Raw genomic sequence first — 26,407 nt, forward strand, 5'->3', positions numbered from 1 at the left:
CTCCCTGCCCGCCGATCCGGAGGTGCGCAATTTCTCCTATACGCTGGTGGACGATCACCTGTATTTCCGTGAAAACTCGAAAATGGATCTCGTCCGGGACAAATCCGACGCCGAAACGCAGCGTATCCGGGGGATGATCGCCCTGCGCGACAGCACCCGGACGCTGATCGGCCTGCAAATGGACGATGCGCCGGAAGCGGAAATCCAGCGGGAGCAAAGCAGGCTGAACCGCCTGTATGACGCCTATACTTCCCGGAATGGCCTGCTCTCGGCGTCGGCCAACCGCCGCGCGTTTGACGCGGATTCCTCGTACAGCCTGCTTGCGTCGCTGGAAGTGGTGGACGAGAACGGAAATCTTGTTCGCAAAGCGGATATGTTCACGAAACGGACGATCCGACACGCGCAGCCGGTGACTTCCGTCGATACGGCGGCGGAGGCATTGGCCGTCTCCATCGCGGAAAAAGCATGTGTGGATCTCCGCTTCATGGGCGCGCTCATGGGCGGCTCGGAGAAAATCCCGTCCATCGTGGACGATCTGCGCGGCGTGATCTTTCCCGTGCCGGTGCCGCCGTTCCAGTCTGAAAAGGACGGCCAGTCCATTCCGCTGACGGACCGGGGCTGGGTGACGGCGGATGCATACCTCTCCGGCAATGTCCGTGAAAAGCTGCGCATTGCCCGCACCGCCGCCGAAGCCGATTCGCTGTTTGCCCCGAACGTGCCCGCGCTGGAACAGGTGCAGCCGAAAGACCTCTCCGCCGCCGAGATCAGCGTGCGGCTGGGCGAAACGTGGATCGACACGGCGTACATCGACAGGTTTATGTATGAAACCCTGCAAACGCCCCGGTATTTGCAGGGGGATGGTATCATCACGCGGTATATGGATGTGACCGGCATCTGGAACATCAAGGGCAAGGGGCAGGACAACCGGGACAACAGCCGCGTCTACGGCACTTACGGCACCAAGCGCCGCAACGCCTATTACATTTTGGAGGATTCGCTCAATCTCAAGGACAGCCGCATTTACGATATTATATTGGAGGACGGCAAAGAAAAGCGCGTCCTCAACGAAAAGGAAACCGCCATCGCCCAGCAGAAACAGGAGGCGCTTAAACGCGCGTTCACGCAATGGATCTGGAAAGACCCACAGCGCCGAGAGACCCTTTGCAAAAAATACAATGAGCTTTACAACAGCATCCGGCCCCGCGAGTACGACGGCAGCCATTTGAAATTCGACGGCATGACGCCGGAAATTTCGCTGCGCAAGCATCAGCGCAACGCCGTCGCGCATGTCTTATATGGAAAGAATACGCTCCTCGCCCACTGGGTAGGCGCGGGCAAAACTTTTGAAATGATCGCCGCAGGAATGGAGGCCAAACGGCTGGGTTTGTGTCAGAAATCCTTGTATGTCGTGCCGAATCACCTCACCGAACAGTGGGGCGCGGACTTTCTGCGCCTGTATCCGGGTGCCAATGTGCTGGTGGCCACCAAGAAGGATTTTGAACCGGCCAACCGCAAGAAATTCTGCGCCCGGATCGCCACCGGGGACTATGACGCGGTGGTCATCGGGCACACGCAGTTTGAAAAAATCCCGGTTTCCAAGGAGCGGCAGGCGCACATGATTGGGCAGGAGATCGACGAAATCACGACCGAAATCGCGCTCGCCAAAGCGGATAAGGGCGAACGCTTCACCATCAAACAGATGGAAAAAAGCAAAAAGTCTCTGGAAACCCGGCTGGAAAAACTCAACGACATCAGGCAGGATGATGTGGTCAACTTTGAGGAACTCGGTATCGACCGGCTGTTTGTGGACGAGGCGGACGGTTTTAAGAATTTGGCGCTGTTCACAAAAATGCGCAATGTGGCGGGCGTTTCGCAGACGGAAGCAAAGAAATCCTCCGACCTTTACATGAAGTGCCGTTACCTCGACGAGATCACTGCCGGAAGCTCCGGTGGCGGCGGGCGCGGCATTGTCTTTGCCACGGGGACGCCAATTTCCAATTCAATGACAGAACTCTACACGATGATGCGATACCTCCAGCACGACACGCTGGAGGAGCAGGGACTCAGCCATTTCGACAGTTGGGCGGCGCTGTACGGAGAAACCGTTTCGCAGATGGAGCTGAAACCTGAAGGATCAGGATTCCGCATGCGGACACGGTTTGCAAAGTTTCACAATCTGCCGGAACTCATGGCGATGTGGAAAGAAAGCGCCGATATTCAGACCGCCGAAATGCTCAATCTGCCCGTGCCGAAAGCCGAATACAGTAACGTCACCACCGAGGCCAGTACCCAACAGGCGGACATGGTGCGGGCGCTGGCGGAGCGCGCCGAGGATGTTCACAGCGGAAAAGTCGATCCCCATGTCGATAACATGCTGCGGATCACCAGCGACGGGCGAAAACTCGCGCTGGATCAACGGCTGATGAGCGAGCTGCTCCCTGACGATCCGAACAGCAAGGTCAACGCCTGCGTGCAGAACGTGCTTCAGGTCTGGCGCGACACCGAGGAGCAGAAAGGAACCCAACTCCTTTTCTGCGACATGTCCACGCCCCATTACGACGGTGCTTTCAACGTCTATGATGATGTGAAAAATAAACTCATGGAGGCGGGCGTTCCCGCTGAGGAGATCGCGTTCATTCACGACGCGAACAGCGAGACGCAGAAAGCCGAGCTGTTCGCAAAAGTCCGCAAAGGGCAGGTACGGATTTTACTCGGCTCCACCAGTAAAATGGGAGCCGGAACCAACGTGCAAGACCGCCTGGCGGCGATCCATCATCTGGATTGCCCCTGGCGGCCCCGCGACCTGACCCAGCGCGACGGGCGCGGCATCAGGCAGGGCAACCTGTTCGGCACCATCAAAATATTCCGATACGTCACCAAAGGGACGTTTGACGCCTACAACTGGGGGCTGGTCGAGAGCAAGCAGAAATTCATCTCGCAGGTGGTAACGGGAAAAAGCCCGGCCCGGAGCTGCGAGGACGTGGACGATACCGCGCTTTCCTATGCGGAAGTCAAGGCACTTGCGACCGGTGATGAGCGCATCAAGGAAAAGATGGAACTCGACATTGAGGTTGCCAAGCTGCGCGTCTATCAGACGGATTTTAACGGCCAGCATTACGAGCTGGAGGACAATGTTCTGCGGCATTTTCCGGGTCAGATCAAGGAAAAGGAGGCCAGAATAACCGGGCTGGAACAGGATATCGCCCTTTACCGGGAGCAAAAGCCGCAGAACCCGGAGGCGTTTTCCATGACGGTGCTGGGCGCTGCATTCCACGAGCGAAAGGCGGCCGGTGAGGCGATTATCGAAGCCTGCAAGACGGTGGACTGCACCGAGGAAGCGGCGGAGATCGGAAAGTATTGCGGGTTTTCCATCCGCATTCAATGGGACGCGTTCAGCAAGCTGTTCCACCTGTCTTTGAAGAACGCGCTCTCCCATACCGTGAACGTGGGAATGGACGCTGCCGGAAACGTGGCGCGCATCCATAATGAGCTGGAACGCATGCCGGAGGAACTGCGCGCAACGCAAAATACGCTGGATACCTTGCACCAGCAGATGGCAACCGCCAAGGAGGAACTGCAAAAGCCGTTCCCGCAGGAGGCGGATCTGGCCGCAAAGGAAAAACGCCTGAACGCGCTCAACGCCCTGCTGGCGGCGGAAAGCCGGAAGCCGCGTGACGGGCAGGAACATGCCGAAAGCGCGCCGGAACCGGCGTTGCGGCCCGCTGAAAAGGCGGAAAAACCGTGCGTCCACGCGCTGCTTTCCGAGCTGGTAAAGAAAGCGGCGGAGGCCCCACACTCCACCCATGACACTCCCGTTCGGGAACCGGTGAGGTGACGGGGATGCCAAAAGAGAACCGGCAGCGGGCCGTCCAGATCCATTTCCGCGTCAACGAAAAAGAGCGCGATCTGATCCATAAAAAAATGGAGCAGGCCGGAATCCGCGACACCAACGCCTACCTGCGCAAGATGGCGATTGACGGGTATGTGGTGTACGCGGACATGTCCGAAGTGAAAGAGCTGGTGGCGCTCCTGCGCCGCAGCGGCGCAAACGTCAATCAGATCGCCCGGCGCGCCAATGAAACAAACAGCCTGTATGCCGAGGATGTGGCCGATCTGGAACGCCATTACGGAACCCTACTCGACGGCCTGAACAAGCTGCTCGCCAAATGGAAAAATCTCTGAGCCACCGTGGCGGCGGTGTAAAACAGGCATCAGGCCGCCAGCGTCCCGGAATGAGGCATTCCGGGGGTTGCGTCTTTTCGGGAATTTTACCGGTATGGTTTTGGGTTATCGGTAAATCCAACTAAATAATCAATACTGGTATTATACAATTTAGCAAGTTTCATTAAAACTCCGACCGGAACATCATTTTCGCCAGTTTCATATTTGGAATATCCGGTCTGGGACATTCCGATCTGCTTTGCCACCTGCGTCTGGTTCCAATCGGCATCTTCTCTGAGGCTTCTAATTCTTGGATACATATTATCACCCCGATAATAGTACCCCTTACCCAAACGACAACATTGATTTTAACCTGTTTCAGATTATAATAATGAACGTGCGGCACTCCGCTGCATATCACACCAACCAACCCAAGGATACGAACAGAAAGAGCGTGGCGTTAACATGGCAGATTATCGTGAAATGTATCGGAAGTTATTTCAGGCAACCACAAAAGCAATCGACCTGTTGCAGCGGGCACAGCAGGAAACGGAGGAACTTTACATATCGTCCGATGATACGGAGCTGCATTTAACTTCGGACATCGAACCGCCGCAAGACGATCAGTAAAACAAAGCGAAAAGCCGCAGCCTTTGGGGCTGTGGCTTTTTAATGTGGTGTCACAGATCGGTTATTTATTGAGAGCTGCCATGATTTCGTCAACTGATTTTCCACTGGCGGCGATGGCTTGCAGGAGCTTTTCGACTTCTGCCTCTTTTTCTTCATTTGCAATCGCTTTGAGCTGATCGTCCAGCTCTGCAATCTTCGCTTTGTAACCGTCGATCTTCTCCTGGAATTTTGCCTTGACCGCTTCAATCTCCGCAATCTTCTCTTCGGAAGTTTTGGCTACGCCTCTTGCCATTGTTTTGCACGCTCCTATTTCAAATGTTCACGATAGTTAGAGCATAGCGCATCGGTGGAAAAAAGTAAAGCGCTCATGCAAAAAAAGTTTATCTGCGCAAAGCGTGTTCATTCTTCCATTGGAATCCGCGTGTGCTCTTCCACAAATTCTGTCAGAACCCGGTCGTATTGCAGGGCGTCGCGCATCTTAAAAACGCCCCGTTTATTTTGTATGAACCGCGCGGCGTGTAGAGCGCCCTCCGCAAATGCGTCCCTTGAAAAAGACTGGTGCGTCAATTCAATCATATCATTTTCGCCTACCAGCATGACCTTGTGGATGCCGACAATGCCCCCGGCGCGGACAGATGAAATCGGAATATCGTGCCGACGAAGCGGCCCGGACGTGCTTCTGTTCTCAATGGAATCCGCAATCTTCAAAGCTGTACCGGATGGAATATCCTTTTTTCGTTTGTGGTGCATTTCCACAATTTCAAAATCGTAGCTTTCCAGAATTCGTGCGGCGATTTCCGTCAAAAGCATCATGGCATTCACGCCGCGCGTGATGTTGGGCGCGTAGATCAACCCGATTGGATATTTGCGGGCGATCCGATCAAACAATTCTTCCTGCGGTTCACTGAAACCCGTCGTTCCAATCACCAGATTGATGCCCATCCGGGCGAACACCGCCGCGTTTGGCAAGGAGGCTTCCGGCGTCGAAAAGTCAATCACCACATCCGGCTTTGTCTGAAATACGCACGGCTCGATCTGGTCGGCGGGATAGACCGGAACTTCCTTTCCCATTCCCGTGACAATCTCACCTAAATCCCGTCCGGCCTTCGAACTGCCCGGACTGCATATTGCCGATACCAAATGAACATCGGGGATTCCAAACAGATATTTTGCCGTCTGGATACCGGCTTTTCCCAAACCCGATACACATAGTCTGAGCATATTCAACACCTTTCTCATCCGTTCCGATTAACAGGCTCGTCCGGGGGAAATAGGCAACTTGCATAATATATAAAAGTTGTCACTTAAATTATATTACAGAACTTGGAAACTGTCAAATATAAATATAGGGAGGTTACCGCATGGCAATTTCAAAAATTCGCCCGCTTCATGGACGAAACGGGGAGAGCTTCGTCAAAACGCTGAAAGATCGGGAGGACTACGGCATGAACCCGAATAAAACCGATCAGGGGCGGCTGATTACCGCTTACCAGTGCAATCCCCACTATGCATACAAAGAGTTTTATGCGACCAAACAGCTTTACGAGACATTGACCGGTCGCAGCCGCGAACACCGGGTGGATGTAGTCGCTTATCTGGTCATTCAATCCTACAAACAGGGAGAAATCACGCCGGAGGACGCAAACCGGCTGGCGTATGAAACCGTGATGGAATTTACAAGAGGCGAACACGCCTTTTTTGTTTGCACGCATGTTGACCGCAAAAACGTCCATACACACGTCTATTTCAACAGCACCGCATTGGATGCCACACGCAAGTTCCGCAACTACTACAATTCCTATAAATCCCTGCGCGCCATTAATGACCGCCTTTGCAAAGAGCATGGCTATTTTGTGATTGAGCATCCGAAAGAAAAAGGGAAAAGCTATAAAGAATGGGCGACGGAAAAGGCGGGCACCAGTTGGAAAGCGAAGCTGCGCCAGAATATCGACACGGCGCTGCCGTCTGCCGCCGATTTTGATAATTTTCTTACCCGTATGCGGCAGGCGGGATATGAAATCAAGCGTGGCAAATACATCTCGTTCCGTGCGCCGGGGCAGGAGCGTTTTACACGCGCCAAAACGCTTGGCGCGGATTATACCGAACAGGCGATTGGCGCACGTCTGGCGGGGCGGCAGAGGCCCACACCGGTGCAGAAAAAAGCCCGGAGGGAGTATGTAAGCGGCATCAACCTCCTGATTGATATTCAGGCTAAGATTGATGCCGGCAAAAGCCCCGGTTACGAACGCTGGGCCAAGATTTTCAACCTCAAACAGGCCGCCAAAACCTTCAACTATCTGTCTGAGCACGGGATTGCCGATTACGCGGGCCTGCTCGCGCACATGACGGCGGTAACGGAAGGCATGTCGGAAGCCTCATCCGTTATGCGTAAACTGGGGGGGCGCATGGCGGAGGTTGGGACACTTAAAAAGCACATCGCTAACTACAGCAAGACGAAAAAAGTCTTTGACCAGTACAAGGCCTCCGGCTGGAGCCAATCGTTCCGGGCACAGCATGCGGAGGAACTGCGGCTGCGGCAGGAGGCCAAACAGGCGTTCGACGCGCTGCATACCGCCAAACTTCCAACGATGGCGCAGTTACAAACGGAATATACCGCGCTGCTGGAACAGAAAAAAGCAAAGTATGAGGAATACCGCTGCTTAAAAGACGAGCAGTACGAGCTTCAGACGGTGCGGCGTAACGTAGATCAAATTTTGCGGGTGGAACTGCCGGACAGGCAGCGGGAACAGGGACGATAGTCCAAAGAGCAGTCGTAAAAGTGCAGAATGTAACGTCATGCTTATTGCTTATTTCCTCTGGAAAGTCCATACTTATAAACAGGGAGAACTTTGTCCAATATGGTAACGCTGCACCTTGGAGGCAAACGCAATGCGTTTTAATAAGAAGAAAAAATATAAATGGGAGCCTGTGCCCTGTACCGTGCAGACCATTCTGGATCTTTTGAGGCAGGACATTGATACCCTTGAACTCGTCATTCAATATGAGGGCAATGATTATAACATTGGCATTGCAAGTGATTATGATGCGCGTTCAAAGACATTCACTGATAAGGTCTATTATTTGAATGACCGTGAGTTTTCGTCTTTTAATGCATTTTGTTCATCCGCCGATATGGGTGGAGTTCCTTTTGAACGTATTTCTGAAACAATCAATGTTGTAGAGGCGGATGAAGGCAATCCCCGCAATTTGACCATATTTGAGAATTTGTAATTATTCCGCGCCGTCGGGCGCGACAGGCAAGTGGATTCGCTATGTGTGCTATTTTCCAATTGGAAAAAGTGAGCCTTCCCCGACATTTCGGAGGCACAGAAGTAGTGCAAACGGTTGAAATCAAAGAATATCGCGAGATTGCGGGCTATGCCGCCCGTTGCTGTTAAAAGCGCCTCCGAAATTCTGCTGGTGCGACATTGCCAATGGCGGCGTTTCGCCGCTGCCGGTTGTAATAAATCTCAATATATTCGAAAATGGCGGCTTGTGCCTGCGCTCTGGTCGCGTAATGCTCCTGATAAATCATCTCCAGCTTGATTGTGCTGAAAAAGGACTTGGTGCCGGCGTTGTCGTAGGGTGTGCCTTTCCGGCTCATGCTGGGAACGATTTGGATACCCTGATCCGAATGATGGATCAAACCCGCGGCAGGCTTGTATAGCCGGATAGGGGCGCTCAGCACACGCTTGCAGAGATCGGTGTCGATTCGGCTGCCAGTGGCGCAGCCGACGATCCAACTGTCGAACAATCCCGTGGCGCTGCGATTCATCGCCGCCGACAGCTACCGGTTTGTTTCGTATTTCCGGGCGATACAGGCATTCTACTTTCGCGTAAAAACAATTGAAATCCACATACCGAAAGAGCCCGCCCACTAATGTAAGTAGGCAGGCTCTCTTTGATGTTAAGGCCGTCTCTGGCAGCAGGTACATTCAAGTTTGCAGAACTTTTCCATTACCGCTTCTTCACTATTTCTGCTGCCCGAAGAGCCTACAGCCCCAACAGCAGCTATAAGAATGATAGCCAGTACGATTTCCACGAATAACATAATAGACACCCTCTATCACTTTGGAATCAATCTATTCCTACGAGATGGCTTCTTTTCTCCATCAGAACGTTATTTCGCCACTTGCCCCTGACATCTTTTCCGATCTTCTCTCGATAGCCAACCATGCGGAAGCCGCAGCGTTCGTGCAACCTGATGCTGGCTGTATTGTCTTCCATAATGCCCGATTGCAGCATCCAAAAACCTGCTTTCTCCGATTCTGTAATGAGGTATTTCAGCAGTTGCCGACCGACCCCTTCTTCACGATAATTTTCTGCGATGTATATGCTAACTTCGGCGACGCCGCCGTACACACACCGGCTGCTAATTTTTGAGAGTGCAACCCACCCCACGACTTCCCCGTCAACCACAGCAACAAATCTGCATTCCCGAATATGTGCGGCATCCCAGTCATCGTAGGTGGGTATATCGCTCTGAAACGTAGCCTTCCCGGTTTCAATTCCCTGCCGGTAAATTTTAGAAACGGACGGCCAATCTTTATCATTCATCGAACGTATTACAGCATCCATTTTTACAGGCTCCTCAACAAGCAAAATGATTGTATTTACAAATAATTGTGATATACAACTACGTGATAGAATAAATCCCTTCTGACAAAAGTAGAGAAACGTATCCTATTTTACAGCCTTTATATAAGCACCGGCGAAGGCCCCGTCCACTTTGTCCATATCTACACCGGATGTCTTATATTCCGGGGAATTTCCAAAAAGCTGCTCGATCACTTCTCTTGTGTAAACATGGGCCGGGTTGATCTCAATGTCGTGAAAACCCGCTTTTTCGAGGATACTCCTGTATTCCTGAAGCTCAAGCGTACCCGCAATACAGCCACACCATAAATCGGTTTGACTTTTTATATCCGCCGAAACCGGCTTTAGGTTGACAATATCGGCGATGGCGATCCGGCCGCCTTTTTTCAGTACCCGGTAAGCCTCTGAAATTGCCTTGGGTTTGTCATCCGACAAGTTAATGACACAATTCGAGATGATGACGTCCATGGCCTCATTTTTAAGCGGAATGTCCTCAATAAAACCCTTTATGAATTCCACGTTTTTAACGCCCATCTTCTCTTGATTGCTGCGGGCAAGTGCCAGCATTTCATCCGTCATGTCAAGGCCGTAGACCTTGCCGGTTTCGCCGACATGCTTTGCGGCCATCAGGACATTGATGCCCCCTCCACTGCCCAAATCCAAAACGGTTTCGCCTTTTTCGAGCCGGGCAAACACCAGCGGATTTGCACAGCCAAGGGATGCGTCTACCGCCTCTTTGGGCAGATCACTGAGGTTTTCTCCATTGTAGATGACAGCCGAACTGCTGATTCCATCACAACAGGACTGATTTCCGGTCGATCCGCACCCACAGCAGGATTTATTCTGACCCTCCGTAATGCTTTTGGCGATCCCGCCATAATATTCCTGTACTTTCGAGTGAACTTGAGATTCCATGGTCGTACTCCTTTCTAAATTAGCAGCAGTTATTACCGCAGCAGCAGTTACTTTTCTCAACCGCATCAAGCAGCAGATTCAGACTTTCGATGACTTGCCCTCTTTTGGCTTCCTCGATCTGATCAAAGATGTCCCGATAGTATTTTCCCATGCTGGCCTCAATCCGGTTAAACAAATCCTGACCGTTTTCTGTGAGCGATATGGTGAGGTATCGTCTGTCCGTGGCATCAATATCCCTTTTCACATACCCGCTGTTCACGAGGTTACTTACCGTCCTGCTCATGGTGCTGTTTTCGAGATTCAGCAGCTCGGCAAGCTCATTGAGCGAAATGGTCTTTGCCCGTCCGATTTCCACCAAGGCATGGCACTGTGCCAATGATATATTGCAGCAGGAAAGCTCGCTTTCTTCGAGAATACCGAGTTTTCGTTCCAGCTTTCGAATTGTCTCACGCAGTTTTATCGAATCATTCCGTTCATTCATTGTCTCGCCTCCGCAACTGTTGTATCACCTAACAGTTGTATATTGCAAGTGATGTCCGAAAAAATATGTTAACTGGCTAAGTCAACATATTTTTTGTCATTTACTCTTTTCCATACGATACTGCTTGTAGCCGCCCGACAGGTTATACACATGCCTGAACCCGTTGTTGATTAAAATGTTCTGCGCCGCATTGCCGGAAACCCCTTTGTTGCAATGCACGACAATCAGATCGTACTTGCCCAAATTGCCGAGCTCGAAACGTATCTTTTGCAGCGGGATGTGAAGTGAACCCTCAATAGAGCCTTTGTCCCTGTCTTTTTTGCTTCGGACATCAATGACCGTTATCTTTTCCCCAGACTTTGTTCTTTCGATCAGCTCGCGCGCCGTCATGATCCTGCGCCCGCGATTCAGCGCATTGTCCAGTATCATGCCGGTATAAAGCACGGGGTCTTTGGTGGTCGCAAACGGGGGCGCATAGGCAAGGTCAAGATGAAAGAGGTCGCCTGCCTTCGCGCCGTAGGTGATTGCCGTCACAAAAACGTCGATCCGCTTGTCAACCCCTTCACCGCCCACAATCTGAACGCCCAGCAGCTTTTCACTCTGGCGGTCGGCGACCGCTTTAATGGTCATTTCCGTGGAACCCGGATAGTATTCCGGTACATTCGGTTTGATATTATGACTGACTTCAATGTCATAGCCGAGTTTCCGGGCTTCTTTTTCCGTCAGACCGGTCATGGCAACGGAAAGGCCGAACACTTTGAAGATGCCTGTTCCGAGCACACCTCTGAATGCAAGGCTGCCCCCGGTGATTGCGTCCCCGGCAATTCGACCCATTTTGTTGGCTGTAGAGCCCATTGGGCGGTACAGGGGTTTGCCCGTCACAAGAGAGTAAGCCTGTGCACAATCGCCCACGGCGTAAACATCGGAAAGGTTGGTCTGCATCCGATTATCAACCTCGATGGCCCCGGTCTCGCCCAGCTTCACACCCATTGCCTTTGCAAGCTCCACCTCGGGCTTGATGCCCGCAGACCATATAAACAAGTCTGCCGGGATGGCTTCCTGCCCCTCGACATTTACCGCCCTGGCTGTATCGCCGCTATGCTGAAAGCCGGTGACTTTGGCCGCTGTCAGAATGTCGATGCCTTTTTCGATCATGTATTGCTGGAGGTAGGCGGCCATTTCGTCGTCCATCGGCGGCATGATATGATTGCTCAGTTCAAGGATGGTCACATCCATCTGCCGCTCTTTCAGGGCTACCGCCATTTCAAGACCAATATAGCCGCCGCCTATGATAACGGCTTTCTTCGCCTGATGCCTGACAATGTATGCGTCCACATCAACCGCGTTCTGCGGATTTTTGATGGTGAACACGTTTTTGCTCCCGATGCCGTCAAGCAGCGGCTTGAAAGGCTTGGAGCCTGTTGCAAGCACCAGTTTATTGTAAGTGTCCGAGAATTCTTCACCGGTTGCGAGACTTTTCACTTTCAGGGTTTTCCGGGCGGGATCGACCGCCAACACCTCGCATCCTGTCTTGATTTCGACTTTATATCGTTCCTTGAACCACAGCGCGTCCCGCGGCGTCAGCTTGCCGATGTCGGAGGTTTCCCCGCCCACAAAGTAAGGCAGGCCGCATCCTGAGTAGGATATATAGCGATCCTTTTCATAGATGGTGATCTGCGCGTCTTCGGTGTTCCTTCTGGCCTTGGCCGCCGCCGATGTTCCCGCCGCGACGGAGCCGATGATGACGATTTTCATTTTGACACCTCAACTTTTTGGGGAAGTCCGTTTTCATCAAAATATTTGCCTTTCAGATAGAGCGCAAGCCGCACGAGCAGGATCATCACCGGCACTTCGATCAGCGGGCCGATGACGGCGGCGAACGCCTGCCCGGAGCCGATGCCGAATACCGCGACTGATACGGCAATGGCAAGCTCAAAGTTGTTGCTCGCGGCGGTAAAGGATAAGGTCGTCGTTTGCTCGTACCGGAATCCACGCTTATAGGAAATGAAGAAACTGATGGAAAACATCAGGACAAAGTAGATCAGCAGGGGGATCGCGATCCGCACCACATCCAGCGGCAGCTCAACGATCATACGCCCTTTGAGCATAAACATGATGACAATAGTATAGAGCAGCGCAATCAGGGCGAGCGGTGATATTTTCGGAATGAATGTCTTGGTCAGCCATTCCTTTCCCTTGGTGTGCATCACGGCAAGGCGGGTAACGATACCCGCAACAAACGGGATGCCGAGATAAGTCAATACGCTGCGGGCGACTTCCCAAATGGAAACATGAACGGCTTTATCGCCCCACGAAAGATGCAGGGCACCCGGCAGAGCCGTGGCGAACAGCCAGATGTAGACCGAGTAAAGGAGGATTTGAAAGATGGCGTTGAGCGCCACCAAAGCGGCGCAATACTCATTGTCGCCTTTGGCAAGGGTATTCCAGATAATCACCATTGCAATGCAGCGGGCAAGCCCGATGACGATGATGCCAACCGCATACTCCGGTTTATCCGGCAAGAAAATCAGAGCCAAAATAAGCATCAGAATCGGCCCGATGATCCAGTTCTGCAAAAGAGAGAAGCCAAATACTTTTTTGTTGTTTGCTACCTTGCCGATTTCTTCATATTTCACTCTTATCAACGGCGGGTACATCATCAGAATCAGCCCCACCGCGATGGGCCATGAGGTCGTGCCGGTGCTTAATTGATTAATGGCGTTTGCCGCGCCGGGAAAAAAGTTACCCAGTGCAACACCGATTGCCATAGCAAGGAATATCCATAGCGTCAAAAATCGGTCTAAGAAGGAAAGCCTGCCGCCTGCTCGTTCCATGTTTTTACCTCCAATAATTGCGGAATAGCGACTATAACAATTGAAGCAGCCTGTTGCCTTTGATTTCAAACGGTTTCCACGGAATGACCGCAAAACTGTCGTTTGAAACTTCACGAACCCTTTCGATCCACTGAATTTCACCGGACGCTTTCGCTTTCAGAAAATCGCTGGTTGTCTTTGCAAAGGACAGGCTTTGATTTACGATCCACCACTTTGTCGAAATGCCCGCGCGCTTTAAGTCTTCGGTAAGCCTTTGCGCTTCAAAAAACGGTGTGGTCTCGGGAAGTGTGACGATGACCACCTCTGTGTAGTTCGGGTCTTTCAGTCTCGGCAGCAATGTTTTTGCCGCCTCCGATACGTCGCCGCCCGAATTCTCGATCTGCCGGTTATAGCTTTGGGTAGATTCGAGCAGCAGGAGCGTATGGCCGGTCGGCGCTGTGTCGATCACCACCGTTTCGTCCTGGCTTTTCGCCACGATCTCGGCAAAGGCCCGAAACACGGCGATTTCTTGTGTGCAGGGAGAGCGCAGGTCTTCCTCTACATAGGCGAGATCGTCCTCGCTCACGGTTTTCCGGGCTTTTGCCAGCACTTCATCCCTGTATTTTTCAAGCTCAAGCTGTTCGTCAATATGGCTGACAGAGATTCCTGTATCACCGTTCATTACAAAATTCAGGTGGTCGGCAGGGTCTGTGGTGACGAGATGCACTTTTTGGCCCTTGCGGTTCAGTTCCAGCGCGATGGCGGCGGAAACCGTGGTCTTTCCGACGCCGCCCTTGCCCATCGTGAAGATCACCTTTTTGCCGGAGCTATAAAGTTCATCTACCACATCTGCCAGCGTGTAGGTACTTATTTTCGCGGGACTGTTTCCGTTGTTTGTGCTTCCCGAATAGGAGAGCATATGACGGACATGCTCAATGCCGGTTATGTTATAGGCCCGCAGGGGCACCATTGAGGTAGGTCGTTTCAAAAGCTCGGCGGGAATGTTTTCAATCGCGGCCTTTTGCTTCTCAAACAGAGCGGTTTCTACCAGGTCGTTTGGATCGCTGCTTTCCAGCAGCCCGTTGACCACAAGCAACTGATTGTTGATACCGAGCGTTCCGAGTTCTTCGGATGCCCTCTTAGCCTCCAGAATCGGCGCAGCCTCCGGCCTTGTGACAAGAATAAGGGTTGTAAGTTCACCATCAGAAAGCGTGTGTACGGCCTTTTTATAGATTCCCTTTTTGCTTTCAAGGCCGGAGAGCTGTCCGAGGCAGGACGCCCCGTGGGTGCTCTCACTGATAAACCCCGTCCATGCGGAGGGAAGCTGGAGCATCCGCAGGGTGTGGCCCGTAGGGGCCGTGTCAAACAGGATGTGGTCAAATCGTTTCGCCTTATCTTCGTCGGTCAGGAAGGCCGAAAATTCATTGAACGCCGCGATCTCGACCGTGCAGGAGCCGGAAAGCTGTTCCTCCATGTTGCAGATGACGGAATCGGGGAATTTTCCGCGATACGGCCCGACGACCGATTCACGGTATTCAGCGGCTGCGGCAAGCGGGTCGAGGTTTGCAACCACGAGCCCCGGCGCTTCTTTGATTTCCGTGCCCTTGTTGCCAAGCGGGATGCCGAAAACATCCTGTAGATTGGATGCCGGGTCGGTGCTGACGAGCAATACCTTTTTCCCGGAATCCGCAAGGGATACCGCTGTGGAGCAGGCAATCGAAGTCTTGCCCACACCGCCCTTACCGGTAAAAAACAGATATTTCGTCGTTGATACTTTTGCCGGGTTATATAGCTCCATATCCGTACCTGTTTACCTGTCAGCAACAGCCTTTGGGGCCGCAGTTGCAGTGTTTGTTCACCTTTACTTTGGTGGCCGAATTAATCGTATCCACCGAGATGCCGAGCAAATGGGCGAATTCTTCATTAGTGGGATAACTGCCGGATTTCGCGATCTTCCCATCAACCATTGTGATCGGCAAGGCTGCCACGCCTTTTTCATTCAGTGCGTTGGCGACTACCTCGCTGCGCATAAACGCCTGCGGCTCGGAAGAAAGGTTGTGCCGCGCCACTTCAATACCGGCTTTTTTCAGGTTTTCAAGCACGGCGGCAACTCGCAGCAATTCCGGGTCTACGGAAGGGCCGCAAACTCCCGTGGAGCAGCACATAGCGGGATCAAAAATAATCATTTTACTCATAACAAAACAACTCCTTACAATATAATCGAAAATTTTGAATATAATAGACAATCATCTATATAGAAGGCATGGAAAAGTGCGGGAATCGGTCATCAAATGCGTTATGAATCAGTGTATGTATATTGTCAGTTTTCTGATTTGCAGCCACTTTCCTGCTGTTCACAGCAGCTGTGGCAGATGCAATTCCCCTTGTTGTTGGAGAGCAATTTCCAAAATTCTGAAATGCTCTTTGCGGTAGTTCCGTTTAAAGTATAGTGCATCCATGCACCTTGCCGGTCAGCATTGACAATGCCGCATTCAGAAAGCATCTTCATGTGATAGGACAGCGTTGGCTGCGTTATATGGAGATGCTTCAAAATGTCACAGGCGCAAAGCTCCCCACATGACAGCATGTCGATGATTTTCAGACGGGTTTCGTCCGACAGCGCTTTGAAAAGCAGGGCGAAATCCGCATAGGTGTTCTCCATTTTGACCTCCCAATATATAGATAATTGTAAACGATATTCATGATTATCTATATAATATGCAAAAAAAGCATTTTTGTCAATCCATATTTGAAGTGAACATATCTTTGGGCAGCCATAAAGCAGACAACAGAGATACAAGCCGTCGATAAAAACAGGCGATGCCGGCATTCTGATTTTCCCGTCAGCGAAGCTGCTTGCGGCTGTTATAAAAGCCCCGGTAGCACAGATAACAGGCGATGAACGACGCGATGGCCGTCGTGGAAAGCAGCATGAACGTGACGAGAATTTGGTAGCGGATGGCCTGCACGGGGGAAACGCCGGCGAGAATCAGGCCGGTCATCATGCCGGGCAGCGAGACGATGCCGAGCGTTTTGGCGGAATCAATCGTGGGCAGCATGCCGGTGCGGATGGACGTGCGGATGATGTCGATGGAAGCGGGGAGAATATCCGCGCCCAGCGCCAGCCTGGTTTCCACCTCCTCGCGTCTGCTTTGAAATTCCATGGCCATCTGTCGGTAGCAGAGTCCGAGTGCGACCATCGCGTTGCTGACGATCATGCCGCTGATGGGCACGATCTGGTTTGGAACATAGCGGATGGCGCCGGAGGCGACGAGCACCGCAAGCGTGGCCCCGGCCCCCGCCGCGATGGAAAAGAACGAGATGAGCAATCCGTGCGATATTTTTTTGCCTCGCCCAGCGGCATTCCATGCCGCATTAAACACCATGAACAGCACGATCAGCGTCGTGACGAGCGGATTGTCAATCTTGAATAGGTATGTAAGGATATATCCCACGGCGACCAGCTGGACGATGGCCCGCACGATGCTGATGAGCGTTTCCCTTTCCAGCTTCAACTTCTGCGTGCAGGAGAAACCCAGAGAGACCAGCACCAGCGAGGATGCGATGAGCAGCGAAAGGGTGCTCACATGGGCTGTGTTCATTGCAGCGCCTCCAGTGACCGGATGCGTCCGTTTCCCATCGTGAGGCGGCGTCGGGCGATGCGACGGCTCTGTTCCTCGCTGTGCGTCACCCAAAGAACGGTGACGCCCTCCCGGTTCAGGGCCTCCACGGCCTGCTCCACGATGTGGGTGTTCTCTGCGTCCAGCGCCGACGTCGCCTCGTCGAGCAACAGAGCGTCCGGTGTGAAAAGGAGTGTGCGTGCCAACGCGATGCGCTGTTTTTCTCCGCCGGAAAGGCTTTGAATGTCCTGCGCCATGCAGTCTTTGCCCAGTTGAAACAGAGCGAGCATCGCCCGCGCACGCATCAGGTCCGGCTCCTGTCGGCGGATCTGGTAAGGGTAGACCAGGTTTTCCTCCACCGTTTTTCCAAAAAGCACGGGCGTTTGCAGGCAATATGCGACTTTCCGGCGCAGCGCTGTGGGCTCCTGCGTCATCATATCCCGGCCGTCCAGCGTGATGCGGCCGGCGGACGGGCTGATGAGGTGGCAGCACAGCTTTAAAAGCGTGCTTTTCCCACACCCGGAAGGGCCGACGACTGATAAAAAGTCGCCCTGTTCGATGGAAAGGTCGATTCCCGTCAAAATCTCCTTTTCACCGCTGCGATACACGACATCCTGAAGCACAATTTGAGACAATGCAATTCCCCCTGTCTGTCCGTTTCAGGATAGCATAAATAGATTGGAAAATCATTAAAATCTCCCCGACGCTTTTCCGGCCGCGCCGGGTGAAACGACGGCCCCTCATTTGATTTTAATCATCAAGGCGGATACTGTGTGCAGGCGGTTTGCCACGCCACCCGCTTTTCGCTCCGGCGGGAAACATCGGCTCGTTCACAGTTTTGTGACGCTTCCATCACGGCCATTCCACATTTTTACGTTATAGTAGAAATGACCAATGCGAACGTGCCGGAAATGTGCACGCGGAGGGATATACAAGTGCAACGGAGGAATTTCTGCCATGACACAAGCCCAAAAGCAAATCGAGCCCGCCTGCCGCCGTTTCGAGGCGCTGGGGACCCTGAACGAGCTCACGGTGTTCGACGGCCACGGCGGGCATGCGCCGGAACAGTCGGAAGCGCGCGTTCGGGAGAGCGACGCGCGCATGGCCGTTTTCCGGCCCGAAAGCGACATCGCCTGGCTGAACGCGGCCGCGGGAAAAACGGCGGTGCCGGTGCATGCGGAGACCCTGCGCCTACTTGCGGATGCCAAACGCTTCGCCGTCCGCTCGGGCGGCGCGTTCGATGTGACCGTCCGCCCGCTGGTCGCCCTGTGGGGCGTCGGCGGGAAAGAGGAGCGTGTACCCGTCCTGCGGGAGATTCGCTGCGCCAGGCGGTTGGTAAACAGCCGCGCGCTGGTCTGCGACGCCAAACGCGGCACGGCGTTTTTGAAAAAGACCGGGCAGGCCGTCGATCTCGGCGGCATCGCCAAGGGGTACGCTGCCGACGAGGTCGTGCGCATCCTGCGGGAAAGCGGCGTGCAAAGCGCGCTGGTCAACTTGGGCGGGAACATCGCGGTGCTGGGCGACCGATCGGACAGGCAGCCCTGGCGCGTCGGCATCCAGAACCCCGCGGCAAGACGCGGCGACTATCTGGGCGTGCTGCACCTGACGGGCGGCTCCGTCGTTACCTCTGGCGTCAACGAGCGCTTTTTTATCCAGGACGGCGTGCGTTGTCACCATCTTATCGACCCGCGCACCGGCCGCCCGGCGCAGAGCGGGCTGTTGAGCGTGACGGTGGTCTGCTCTCGCTCGACGGACGCCGACGCGCTTTCCACCGCGCTGTTCATTTTAGGCGTCCGGGGCTTGCCGCTGCTGCGGGCATACGCCGCCGAGGCCGTTTTTGCCATGGAAAACGGCCAGATTTTTACCACGAAAGGGCTTGCGGGCCGCTTCGTTCTGTTTCCGGCATCTGCGCAAAAAGGAGCGTTTCATGCATAAGCGTAAGCGAAAGATTTCCGTTGTCCGTATCGTCCGGGCCGTTTCACAGGTTCTTTTTTTCCTGCTTCTGCCCGGGCTGTATATCAGCGCGTTCAGCGGCGTAAAACAGATCGTTCTGAGCATCCTGCACCACAGCTTCGACCCCGCGACCCTGCTGCCGCAAATCGTTGCCGCGCTCGTCGTTCTACCCGTCACGTTTGTGTTGGGTCGGTTTTTCTGCGGGTGGATGTGCGCGTTCGGCTCTCTGGGTGATTTTGTTTATGAGATCACGGCGAAACTACGCGGGCGCGCGCCGCGTATCGGGGAAAAAGCCGACCGCGCGCTCAAATTTGTCAAATACATCTGGCTGGCGCTGCTCGTCTGGCTGGTGTGGGTGTCCGGCTCCGGCGCGTTTGCGTCCGCGAACCCGTGGGACGCGTTCGGCATGCTGCTGACGGTGGGGAAAGCGCCAGCCATCGGTTTTGTGCTCACCAGTCTGCTGCCCGCCTTTTTGCTGCTCGTCGGCATTTTGGTCGGCTCCGCTTTTGTCCGGCGCTTTTTCTGCCGGTATCTCTGCCCGCTGGGGGCCATTTTCGCCGTGTTTTCCAAAGCGCGCATCACGGCCATCCGAAAAGAGCGGACGTCCTGTGGAAGCTGTCGTGCCTGCACCAACGCCTGCCCCATGGGCATCCCGCTTTATCGGAAAGATACGTGCCGCTCGGGCGAATGCATCGACTGTCTGGCCTGCGTGTCGGCCTGCCCGCGCGGGAACGCGGAGCTGATCGTTTCGGGCGGCAGCGTGCGGCCCATCGTGGCGGGCGCGACCGTGACGGCCGCCATCGCCGGGCTGTACTATGCCGGCTCGTTTTCCGCCGGACTGCTTGGGACGAATGCCGTGGCTGCCGTCGGGGCCTCTTCTTCGACATTGAGCAGCGTTTCCTCACAGGCGGCGTCCTCTCAAGCCACGGCGTCCTCGGACAGCTCGTCCGCTGCCCAAAGCGGCCAAACGTCCACGGCAAGTTCGCCGGCGTCGTCCGCTTCGACCGCGCCGTCTGCGAATGCGGCTTCCAAATATAAAGACGGCACCTATCAGGGTTCCGGCACCGGTTTCCGCGGTGGAACGACGACGGTTTCCGTTACCGTGCAGGGTGGGAAGATTACCAATGTACGCATCGTCTCCACGAACGACGACCAGCAGTTCTTCGAGCGCGCCTACCCGTCGGTGACACAGTCGATTCTCCGTTCGCAGACACCGCAGGTGGACGCCGTTTCCGGCGCCACGTACAGCAGCCGGGGCATCATGCAGGCGGTGGCCAACGCGCTGGGTAAAGCGGTGTGAAGCGCCGCTCTCTCTCCGTTTTCCCGATCGCGTTTTTATGTTTTGGATAACCCCCGCTACGCACAGCAGCCTTTGCCACGGTATTTTGCGGCAAAGGCTGCTGTGCGTTTGGCTTTGTGTGTCTGCTTTTATTGCAGCGGCGCTTGAAAATTCGTCTGTCGCTGTTGCTGGATGGCCTGCTTTCCTTTGTCCGTCTGCGCGCCGTCGTTCGGGCTGAGAACGGCGAGCAGCTCCTGCAGCTCTCCCACATGCTGGCGTTCTTCTTCCGCAATGTGTCCCAGCGTTTTTTTGACGCGCTCGTCGTTTGTGGCCATCACATGGGCCTCGTAGCCGATGATCGCCTCCAGCTCGCCTGCAAGATCCACCCGGATCGCCTGTAGCAGCTCCCCATTGGTAAGCGGTCTGGAAACATTGGCAATAAACGGGTCTCCTAATAACGCCATATGGCACGCTCCTTTTTTAAATACTGCCGTTATTTTTTGCAGACCGCGGCCGGTTATGCGTGCCGGTGCGCGGGTGGCCGGGCGTGTTTACAGAAGAGCCATACGGTTCTCATCCGGTGTTAATCCGCCGGCTTTATGATAGGGGCAAAGATACGGATCGGGTGCTCAGAAAGCTGGTGGTTCATATGCGTACAAATCAAACCGGAACAGGCTCCCAAAAGGCGTTTGTGTTTCTGCTTTTCATGCTCTATATGGCCGCGCTGTTGAAAATTCTGCTGCTGCGAAACGCCGTCATGCTTTCGGGAAGTGGGGCCCATGCGGTCAACCTCATCCCTTTGCACACCATTTTCTATTATATCGGTGTCGCGCTGTCCGGCGGCGCGGCCGGCATGCGGCAGGCGTTCGCCAATCTTGCGGGGAACGTGATCCTGTTTCTCCCGTTTGGCTATTTTATACCGATGCTCATAAAGCCTCTTCGCCGGGGTACACGAATCACGCTGGTCACGGTCGGGTTCAGCTTGATGATCGAGGTGCTCCAATATGTGCTGCATGTGGGCAGCAGCGATGTGGACGATGTCATCCTGAACACGTTGGGCGGCCTTGCCGGCTTTGCCTTGCTGCAACTGATTTCCAATCGCAGACCGCTGACGTGGGGCGGCTACGCCAAAATTCTGTATTTGTCGGCATTTCTGCTTTGCAGCGGATACGTTTTTGCCGCGACGCAGTATAGCGCGCAGCTCGGAATCAGCCCGATTGCGTTGTCGACGCCGTCCTCGGCCGTAGCATTCATCCGCACGGCGGGCGTGCAAGGCGACCCCGCCGTGGAAACCGGGGAAGCTGTGGCGGCGCGCGGCGACCGCCCGTTGGATGATCTGCACGCGGAGATATTCCACGAAACGCAGGCCGACGCCACATAGCCGCGCCCGCGGCTCACCGGTGCCGCAGAAAGAGCTTCACCAGCTCATACCACAAAACGGCTGCCGCAGAGATGCCCAGAACAACGAGGATCTGCACGCCGGAAAGCGGCGACAGCTTCAAAAAACCGGAAAGCGGGGAATACAAAACCAAAGCAAGGCCCGCAATGGTTCCCACCATCGTCGCCCACATGACCCGATCGCGCATCAGGCGTTTTGCCGTGACAAAGACGGCATCCCGGTCGGAGCTGTTCACCTGAACCAGCAGCATGTTGCTGATAAAGAGAATGGCCAGGCCCATCGCACGGGCGGTAGGTGCGTGATGCGCCGGGTCGCTTTGCAAAACCGCGGCGTATACGCCAAACGAGGCTGCGAAAACGGCCAGGCCTTGCAAAACGCTTTTCAAAAGCCCTTTTGCCCCGATGATCTTTTCATAGGGGTCGCGTGGCCCGCGCGCCATGATATTCTGTTCGGCAGGCTGGCGCTCCAGAACGATGGAACAAGTCGGGTCGATAATCAGCTCCAGCAGCACCACATGCAGCGGGAGCAAAAACAGGCTGGCGGGGTTGATGCCGAGCATGGGCGCCAGCAGGCAGGAAAGCGCGATGGGTATGTGGATGGTGAACACATAGCCCACGGCTTTTCGGATGTTGTCGTAGATGCGCCGGCCGTCGCCGATGGTGTCCACGATGGTCGTAAAGCGGTCGTCAAGCAGGATCAGATCCGCGGCCTCCCGCGAGACCTGCGAGCCCCGCTTGCCCATGGCAATGCCGATGTCGGCATATTTCAGCGCGGGCGCGTCGTTGACGCCATCGCCGGTCATGGCGACCACCTCGCCGTTTTCTTTGAGCGCTTTGACAATGTGCATTTTGTGCGCGGGCACAACGCGGGAAAAGATGTTTGTTTCCCGCACGTTCTCGCAGAGCGCTTCATCCGTCATCTGGTCCAGTTCGTCGCCGGTGGTGATTTTTTCACAGCCCGGCATGCCGATCTGGCGGGCGATGGAACTGGCGGTCACGCCGTTGTCTCCTGTGATCATCACGACGCGGATACCGGCGCGCACGCAGCGCCGGATGTCCTCTTTTATAGTTTCCCGCGGTGGGTCGGCAAGCCCAACCAGCCCGCAAAGCTGCAGGCTGCATGCTGACAAGCCCGGCGGAACTGTCTCGCCGTCCGCCAGAATCTGCCGGCCGACCGCGATTACGCGCAGACCCTGCCGGGACATCTCGCCCAGATGCGTCCGTACGGTATCGAGCGCCTGATCGGCCAGCCCGCAGAGCGCCAGAATCTTTTCCGGCGAGCCCTTTGCCGCGATGATGGTGCGGCCGTCACGTTTCCAGACATGCCCCATCATTTTGGCCTCGTTGGTAAAGGGATATTCCGTGACCAGCTCGCCTGAAAATAAGTGCTCTTTGGTAAGCCCCATGCGCGCGCAATGTGCGAGCATGGCCTGCTCCATCGGGTCATAGGCGTCCGTTTCGCAGCCCATACCCATGATTTCCGACAGCCGCGTTTGGTCGCCGTCTGCCGCCCAGATTTCCTGAACGGTCATGCGGTTCATCGTGATCGTGCCGGTCTTGTCCACACACAAAACGGAAACCGAGCCGAGTGTTTCCACGGCGGGCAGCCTGCGAACCAACGACTGCTTTTTTGCAAGACGCCATGCGCCTAAGGACAGAAAAACGGTGAGGATGACGGGAAACTCCTCTGGAATCATCGCCATGGCCAGTGTGATGCCGGACAGAATGCTTTCGATCAGCCGGTCTTTGAAAAGATGGTCGGGAATGTTCAGCCAGGTCACACAGCAGACCAGCGCGAACAAAACGGCTGCGATGCCCGCGCTGAGCTTCACCAGCCGCCCGGTCTGCGTTTGAAGCGGTGTGCGGCTTTCCGGCGCAGCGGCCACATGCGCGCCGATTTTGCCATATTCCGTCTCCGCGCCGATCCGCTCGACACGGATCAGTGCGCTGCCCTGCGTCACCAGTGTGCCGGCATAGCAGTAATCGAGCCGCCAGACGCCGTTTGGGTTTGCCGCGGCGGTGTCCGCGACCGTTTTCCAAACGCCCTCCGCCTCACCTGTCAAGGACGATTCATCGACGCAAAGATCGTTTGCGCGGACGATCTCGCCGTCCGCCGGGATCTTGACGCCTTCTTCTATTCGCATCAGGTCGTCTGGAACCAAATCGACGCTGTCGATGACGGTTTCCCTGCCGTCGCGTATCACGCCGATCTGCGGCGCGGAAAGGTCTTTCAGCGCTTGCAGGGTTCTGTCTGTTTTCCATTCCTGGACGATGTCGATGCTGATGGTGCCGACCACGAAAACCAGCATGATCATGCCGTCACGGTGCTCACCCAGGATAAAATAGATGGCGGCTGCGGCCAGCAACAGCACAAACATCGGTTCGGAGAGCGCTTTTACGATTTCATGGAGCAGGCTTTCTTTTTTTGCAGGGATCAGTTCATTTTTGCCGCATTTTTTCTGCCGTTCCCGTGCCTGCGCGGTGGTAAGGCCAGCCAAGGGTGTGGGTGTGCCATGGTTTGTCATAGAAAGTTACCTCCTTGTTGGGGTATGGCGCCCATACGCCCGCTCAAAAGTAAGATGCTCTATGGCATTGCATGTTCTACCGATGCCCATATAGATACAAAAAGCACCTGTGGGACATCATACTGTCCCACAGGTGCGATGAATCGACCCGTTGCCGTCACGGCCCGGCTGGCCGAACCGTGAGTCCGCGCCGCCTGATCAGTTTGTACTGTAGATGGAATATGCAGTGCAAAGAGATGCGTTCAGTTTAACATGCGCTTCCGCGTCCTGTCAAGACTGCGGCGTTCAGGCTGTGCAGTTGTTTTTGGCGTAAAGATAGTTATACAGGATCGCGTGGCGGAGCTCGTCGGTGATGATGTTGGTCACTACATTGATATGTACCCGGTTTTGCAGTGCAAACAGGATCTGCCGATAGCGGCGCACCGCGTCCTGTTCACCCATGATGGCCTGGCGAAGCCCGTCGCAGTATGAGGCAGGCGGCGTAAAGGTTTCTCCCTGCACGGCTGGTACCGGCCTGCCCGTCAGCTCCAGATACAGCTGGCGGAACCAGCCGTTGTGGTGCATCTCGTCATTGCGGATGCCGGTGATAATCTGCCGGTCCTCATCCGAGGGCGCGTTTTGGAGCAGCCAGGTGTAAAACTGCGTGTCCTCCGCCTCGCCCGCCACAGCCTGCGCGATCAGCGCAAGCGCATTCGGTACGTTTTGCGGATAGACGAACATCGTGTCGAACGGCTGGTTCTGCACCGGGGCGGAATACGGCAGCGCGACCGGGACGATGGGGGCGTTATAAGACGGAAAATATGGATTTGAATAATCCATCCTTATCTCCTCACTTTCACACCCCAATATATGTCCGGATATATTGCCATGTGCTTCGCGTACCCGCATAGCGTCATTGTTCCAGCGCCTTTTTGATCTGCAGATAGTCCTCCTCGCTGATTTCGCCCTTTGCATACCGCAGACGCAGCGCTTCCATTGCCCCGGAGGACGCATGCAGACGCCCCGATTTTTTGAACGCGCGCACAACAAAGACGATTGCCAGAGCGACCAGAGCCATGCATACGGCGCACATGAGAACGCCGCCGATGCCCAAAAACGGACTGCCGTATCCAAAGTATCCTCCGCCGAAACCTCTTCCAAAATACATCATAATAGTCTCCTTTGTTTCCATGCCCCGATCGCAGGGCACGATTACAGTATAAATGAGGAAGCGTGCATTTTACCCGTTACTGCAGCCTGCCCACTACAGGGAGGCCTTTCAGAACGGACGTGCCATGGGGGGCTTGCTTGATGGCCTGCGTGAGATCCTGCCCGGCCGAGTAGCCGTGGTGCGAGCCGCCGCTCCAGTCTTTTACGTTCGTCACGTCGTACACGACGCCGCTTACGGCGATATAGGCGGGGCTCCCGTTTTTGCCGTTATGCTGCTTCAGCTCGCTGAGTGTGAACACTTTTTGGGTGGACGAAGAGGTGGAAGCGGTGGAGGAGGAGCTGGAAACAGAAACCGCGCCTGTCGTGCCCGAGGACACCGCGGGGCTGTTCGCGGCGCATCCGGCAAAAACGGCCATGGACACCAGCGCGACAGCCGGCGGAAATAACGCAAATTTTTTCACATAGATTCCTCGTTTCAACATCAGATGGACAGCTTACAGAGAAAAGTGTTCCGCATGGATCATCCGCTTTGGCACGCCCATGGCGCGCAGGCTTTTTTGGATGCCGGCCCACATGGGCGCAGGGCCGCAGAAGAAATAGTGCTGCTTCTGCCTATCGGCGCCTTGATCGTGCAGGACGCGTTCGATTTTTTCTTGCGTGATATAGCCTTTTTCCCCGGAAAAGTCGGGCGCGTTGACGACCGGCAGGAACGTGAACTGCTTCATTTCGCTTTGCATCGCCCGCAGCTCGCCTTGGCAAATCAGCTCCTCCTGCCGGGAAACGCCCCAAAGCAGGATGATTTTTTGCGCTCTGTCCGCCTGTGCGTAGTAGCGCAGGATGCTCAGCATGGGAGTGATGCCTACGCCGCCCGCAATGAGCACGATGCC

The 26,407-nt window shown here is 54.7% G+C and carries 28 protein-coding genes, 1 pseudogene and 1 riboswitch; of the genes and pseudogenes, 8 read left to right on the top strand and 21 right to left on the bottom strand.

Annotation, left to right across the window (positions count from 1 at the left end):
• Both ABF463_RS06790 and ABF463_RS06795 read left to right on the top strand, forming a co-directional pair.
• Positions 1-3,835, top strand: a 3,835-nt coding sequence (locus ABF463_RS06790) for a helicase-related protein (RefSeq protein ID WP_415532817.1), incomplete at its 5' end; no start/stop codon positions are given.
• A 5-nt stretch (positions 3,836-3,840) separates the two neighbouring features.
• Complete coding sequence (locus ABF463_RS06795) at positions 3,841-4,182, top strand: plasmid mobilization protein (RefSeq protein ID WP_415532818.1); 342 nt, start codon at positions 3,841-3,843, stop codon at positions 4,180-4,182.
• A gap of 86 nt (positions 4,183-4,268) precedes the next feature.
• Here the strand turns inward: ABF463_RS06795 and ABF463_RS06800 are convergent, their stop codons facing one another.
• The gene (locus ABF463_RS06800) at positions 4,269-4,481 is read right to left on the bottom strand and encodes a helix-turn-helix domain-containing protein (RefSeq protein ID WP_415532819.1); all 213 of its coding nucleotides are present in this window, start codon (positions 4,479-4,481) and stop codon (positions 4,269-4,271) included.
• A 145-nt stretch (positions 4,482-4,626) separates the two neighbouring features.
• Here ABF463_RS06800 and ABF463_RS06805 point away from each other — a divergent pair, with 145 nt between their 5' ends.
• Positions 4,627-4,791: a hypothetical protein gene (locus tag ABF463_RS06805; protein WP_415532820.1), complete on the top strand. Its 165-nt coding sequence runs from the start codon at positions 4,627-4,629 to the stop codon at positions 4,789-4,791.
• A gap of 61 nt (positions 4,792-4,852) precedes the next feature.
• Here ABF463_RS06805 and ABF463_RS06810 read toward each other — a convergent pair whose 3' ends face one another.
• Positions 4,853-5,083 (bottom strand): cortexillin II, encoded by a 231-nt coding sequence (locus tag ABF463_RS06810; RefSeq protein ID WP_415532821.1) that lies wholly within the window; start codon positions 5,081-5,083, stop codon positions 4,853-4,855.
• A 107-nt stretch (positions 5,084-5,190) separates the two neighbouring features.
• Positions 5,191-6,012: a 4-hydroxy-tetrahydrodipicolinate reductase gene (gene dapB, locus ABF463_RS06815; protein WP_415532822.1), complete on the bottom strand. Its 822-nt coding sequence runs from the start codon at positions 6,010-6,012 to the stop codon at positions 5,191-5,193.
• 140 nt (positions 6,013-6,152) lie between these two features.
• Between dapB and ABF463_RS06820 the strand changes: the two genes are divergently transcribed.
• Together ABF463_RS06820 and ABF463_RS06825 are read left to right on the top strand one after the other, a co-directional pair.
• Positions 6,153-7,550, top strand: a complete 1,398-nt coding sequence (locus ABF463_RS06820; RefSeq protein WP_415532823.1) for a relaxase/mobilization nuclease domain-containing protein — start codon at positions 6,153-6,155, stop codon at positions 7,548-7,550.
• Positions 7,551-7,680: 130 nt separating this feature from the next.
• Positions 7,681-8,022 carry a hypothetical protein gene (locus ABF463_RS06825; RefSeq protein WP_415532824.1) on the top strand — a complete coding sequence of 114 codons (342 nt, stop codon included), beginning with the start codon at positions 7,681-7,683 and terminating at the stop codon, positions 8,020-8,022.
• 163 nt (positions 8,023-8,185) lie between these two features.
• On the opposite strand, the gene ABF463_RS06830 is transcribed toward ABF463_RS06825, so the two are convergent.
• The 12 genes and pseudogenes from ABF463_RS06830 to ABF463_RS06885 form a co-directional block, all read right to left on the bottom strand.
• Positions 8,186-8,566 carry a transposase gene (locus ABF463_RS06830; RefSeq protein ID WP_415532825.1) on the bottom strand — a complete coding sequence of 127 codons (381 nt, stop codon included), beginning with the start codon at positions 8,564-8,566 and terminating at the stop codon, positions 8,186-8,188.
• Positions 8,541-8,669 (bottom strand): annotated as a pseudogene (locus ABF463_RS06835) (DNA polymerase IV); the annotation flags it as partial. The pseudogene ABF463_RS06835 and the gene ABF463_RS06830, both read right to left, overlap by 26 nt.
• A 199-nt stretch (positions 8,670-8,868) precedes the next feature.
• Complete coding sequence (locus ABF463_RS06840) at positions 8,869-9,369, bottom strand: GNAT family N-acetyltransferase (protein ID WP_415532826.1); 501 nt, start codon at positions 9,367-9,369, stop codon at positions 8,869-8,871.
• A 105-nt stretch (positions 9,370-9,474) separates the two neighbouring features.
• Positions 9,475-10,302 carry an arsenite methyltransferase gene (arsM, locus tag ABF463_RS06845; protein ID WP_415532827.1) on the bottom strand — a complete coding sequence of 276 codons (828 nt, stop codon included), beginning with the start codon at positions 10,300-10,302 and terminating at the stop codon, positions 9,475-9,477.
• A gap of 19 nt (positions 10,303-10,321) precedes the next feature.
• Positions 10,322-10,783, bottom strand: a complete 462-nt coding sequence (locus tag ABF463_RS06850; RefSeq protein WP_415532828.1) for a MarR family winged helix-turn-helix transcriptional regulator — start codon at positions 10,781-10,783, stop codon at positions 10,322-10,324.
• Positions 10,784-10,879: 96 nt separating this feature from the next.
• Complete coding sequence (locus ABF463_RS06855) at positions 10,880-12,538, bottom strand: FAD-dependent oxidoreductase (protein ID WP_415532829.1); 1,659 nt, start codon at positions 12,536-12,538, stop codon at positions 10,880-10,882.
• On the bottom strand, positions 12,535-13,617 hold the full coding sequence (gene arsB / locus ABF463_RS06860) for an ACR3 family arsenite efflux transporter (RefSeq protein WP_415532830.1): 1,083 nt from the start codon (positions 13,615-13,617) through the stop codon (positions 12,535-12,537). Before arsB ends, ABF463_RS06855 begins: the two co-directional genes overlap by 4 nt.
• Before the next feature lie 31 nt (positions 13,618-13,648).
• Positions 13,649-15,394 carry an arsenical pump-driving ATPase gene (gene arsA, locus ABF463_RS06865; protein WP_415532831.1) on the bottom strand — a complete coding sequence of 582 codons (1,746 nt, stop codon included), beginning with the start codon at positions 15,392-15,394 and terminating at the stop codon, positions 13,649-13,651.
• Between the two features lie 19 nt (positions 15,395-15,413).
• Positions 15,414-15,791 carry an arsenite efflux transporter metallochaperone ArsD gene (gene arsD, locus ABF463_RS06870; RefSeq protein ID WP_415532832.1) on the bottom strand — a complete coding sequence of 126 codons (378 nt, stop codon included), beginning with the start codon at positions 15,789-15,791 and terminating at the stop codon, positions 15,414-15,416.
• 125 nt (positions 15,792-15,916) lie between these two features.
• Positions 15,917-16,258 carry an ArsR/SmtB family transcription factor gene (locus tag ABF463_RS06875; protein ID WP_415532833.1) on the bottom strand — a complete coding sequence of 114 codons (342 nt, stop codon included), beginning with the start codon at positions 16,256-16,258 and terminating at the stop codon, positions 15,917-15,919.
• A gap of 181 nt (positions 16,259-16,439) precedes the next feature.
• Positions 16,440-17,198 carry an ABC transporter permease gene (locus ABF463_RS06880; RefSeq protein WP_415532834.1) on the bottom strand — a complete coding sequence of 253 codons (759 nt, stop codon included), beginning with the start codon at positions 17,196-17,198 and terminating at the stop codon, positions 16,440-16,442.
• The gene (locus ABF463_RS06885) at positions 17,195-17,851 is read right to left on the bottom strand and encodes an ATP-binding cassette domain-containing protein (RefSeq protein WP_415532835.1); all 657 of its coding nucleotides are present in this window, start codon (positions 17,849-17,851) and stop codon (positions 17,195-17,197) included. The genes ABF463_RS06880 and ABF463_RS06885 overlap by 4 nt, the downstream gene beginning before the upstream one ends.
• Before the next feature lie 322 nt (positions 17,852-18,173).
• On the opposite strand from ABF463_RS06885, the gene ABF463_RS06890 reads away from it, so the two are divergent.
• Both ABF463_RS06890 and ABF463_RS06895 read left to right on the top strand, forming a co-directional pair.
• Positions 18,174-19,151 (top strand): FAD:protein FMN transferase, encoded by a 978-nt coding sequence (locus ABF463_RS06890; RefSeq protein WP_415532836.1) that lies wholly within the window; start codon positions 18,174-18,176, stop codon positions 19,149-19,151.
• The gene (locus ABF463_RS06895; protein WP_415532837.1) at positions 19,144-20,469 is read left to right on the top strand and encodes a 4Fe-4S binding protein; all 1,326 of its coding nucleotides are present in this window, start codon (positions 19,144-19,146) and stop codon (positions 20,467-20,469) included. Before ABF463_RS06890 ends, ABF463_RS06895 begins: the two co-directional genes overlap by 8 nt.
• Positions 20,470-20,597: 128 nt before the next feature.
• Here the strand turns inward: ABF463_RS06895 and ABF463_RS06900 are convergent, their stop codons facing one another.
• Complete coding sequence (locus tag ABF463_RS06900) at positions 20,598-20,912, bottom strand: demethoxyubiquinone hydroxylase family protein (protein ID WP_415532838.1); 315 nt, start codon at positions 20,910-20,912, stop codon at positions 20,598-20,600.
• A 185-nt stretch (positions 20,913-21,097) separates the two neighbouring features.
• Here ABF463_RS06900 and ABF463_RS06905 point away from each other — a divergent pair, with 185 nt between their 5' ends.
• A complete protein-coding gene (locus ABF463_RS06905; protein WP_415532839.1) occupies positions 21,098-21,829 on the top strand; it encodes a VanZ family protein in 732 nt (243 codons plus the stop codon).
• A gap of 13 nt (positions 21,830-21,842) precedes the next feature.
• On the opposite strand, the gene ABF463_RS06910 is transcribed toward ABF463_RS06905, so the two are convergent.
• From ABF463_RS06910 to ABF463_RS06930, 5 genes are all read right to left on the bottom strand, one after another.
• Positions 21,843-24,371 carry a cation-translocating P-type ATPase gene (locus ABF463_RS06910; protein ID WP_415532840.1) on the bottom strand — a complete coding sequence of 843 codons (2,529 nt, stop codon included), beginning with the start codon at positions 24,369-24,371 and terminating at the stop codon, positions 21,843-21,845.
• A 120-nt stretch (positions 24,372-24,491) separates the two neighbouring features.
• Positions 24,492-24,583: riboswitch (NiCo riboswitch) on the bottom strand.
• 73 nt (positions 24,584-24,656) lie between these two features.
• Positions 24,657-25,190 (bottom strand): rubrerythrin, encoded by a 534-nt coding sequence (locus ABF463_RS06915; protein WP_415532841.1) that lies wholly within the window; start codon positions 25,188-25,190, stop codon positions 24,657-24,659.
• Between the two features lie 73 nt (positions 25,191-25,263).
• Positions 25,264-25,521, bottom strand: a complete 258-nt coding sequence (locus ABF463_RS06920) for an SHOCT domain-containing protein (RefSeq protein WP_415532842.1) — start codon at positions 25,519-25,521, stop codon at positions 25,264-25,266.
• A gap of 76 nt (positions 25,522-25,597) precedes the next feature.
• Positions 25,598-25,981 (bottom strand): cytochrome b5 domain-containing protein, encoded by a 384-nt coding sequence (locus ABF463_RS06925; RefSeq protein ID WP_415532843.1) that lies wholly within the window; start codon positions 25,979-25,981, stop codon positions 25,598-25,600.
• Positions 25,982-26,014: 33 nt separating this feature from the next.
• Positions 26,015-26,407, bottom strand: a 393-nt coding sequence (locus tag ABF463_RS06930) for a ferredoxin--NADP reductase (RefSeq protein ID WP_415532844.1), incomplete at its 5' end; no start/stop codon positions are given.

Source organism: Ethanoligenens sp., from assembly GCF_047718355.1.
Classification (GTDB): Bacteria; Bacillota; Clostridia; order Oscillospirales; family Ethanoligenentaceae; genus Ethanoligenens.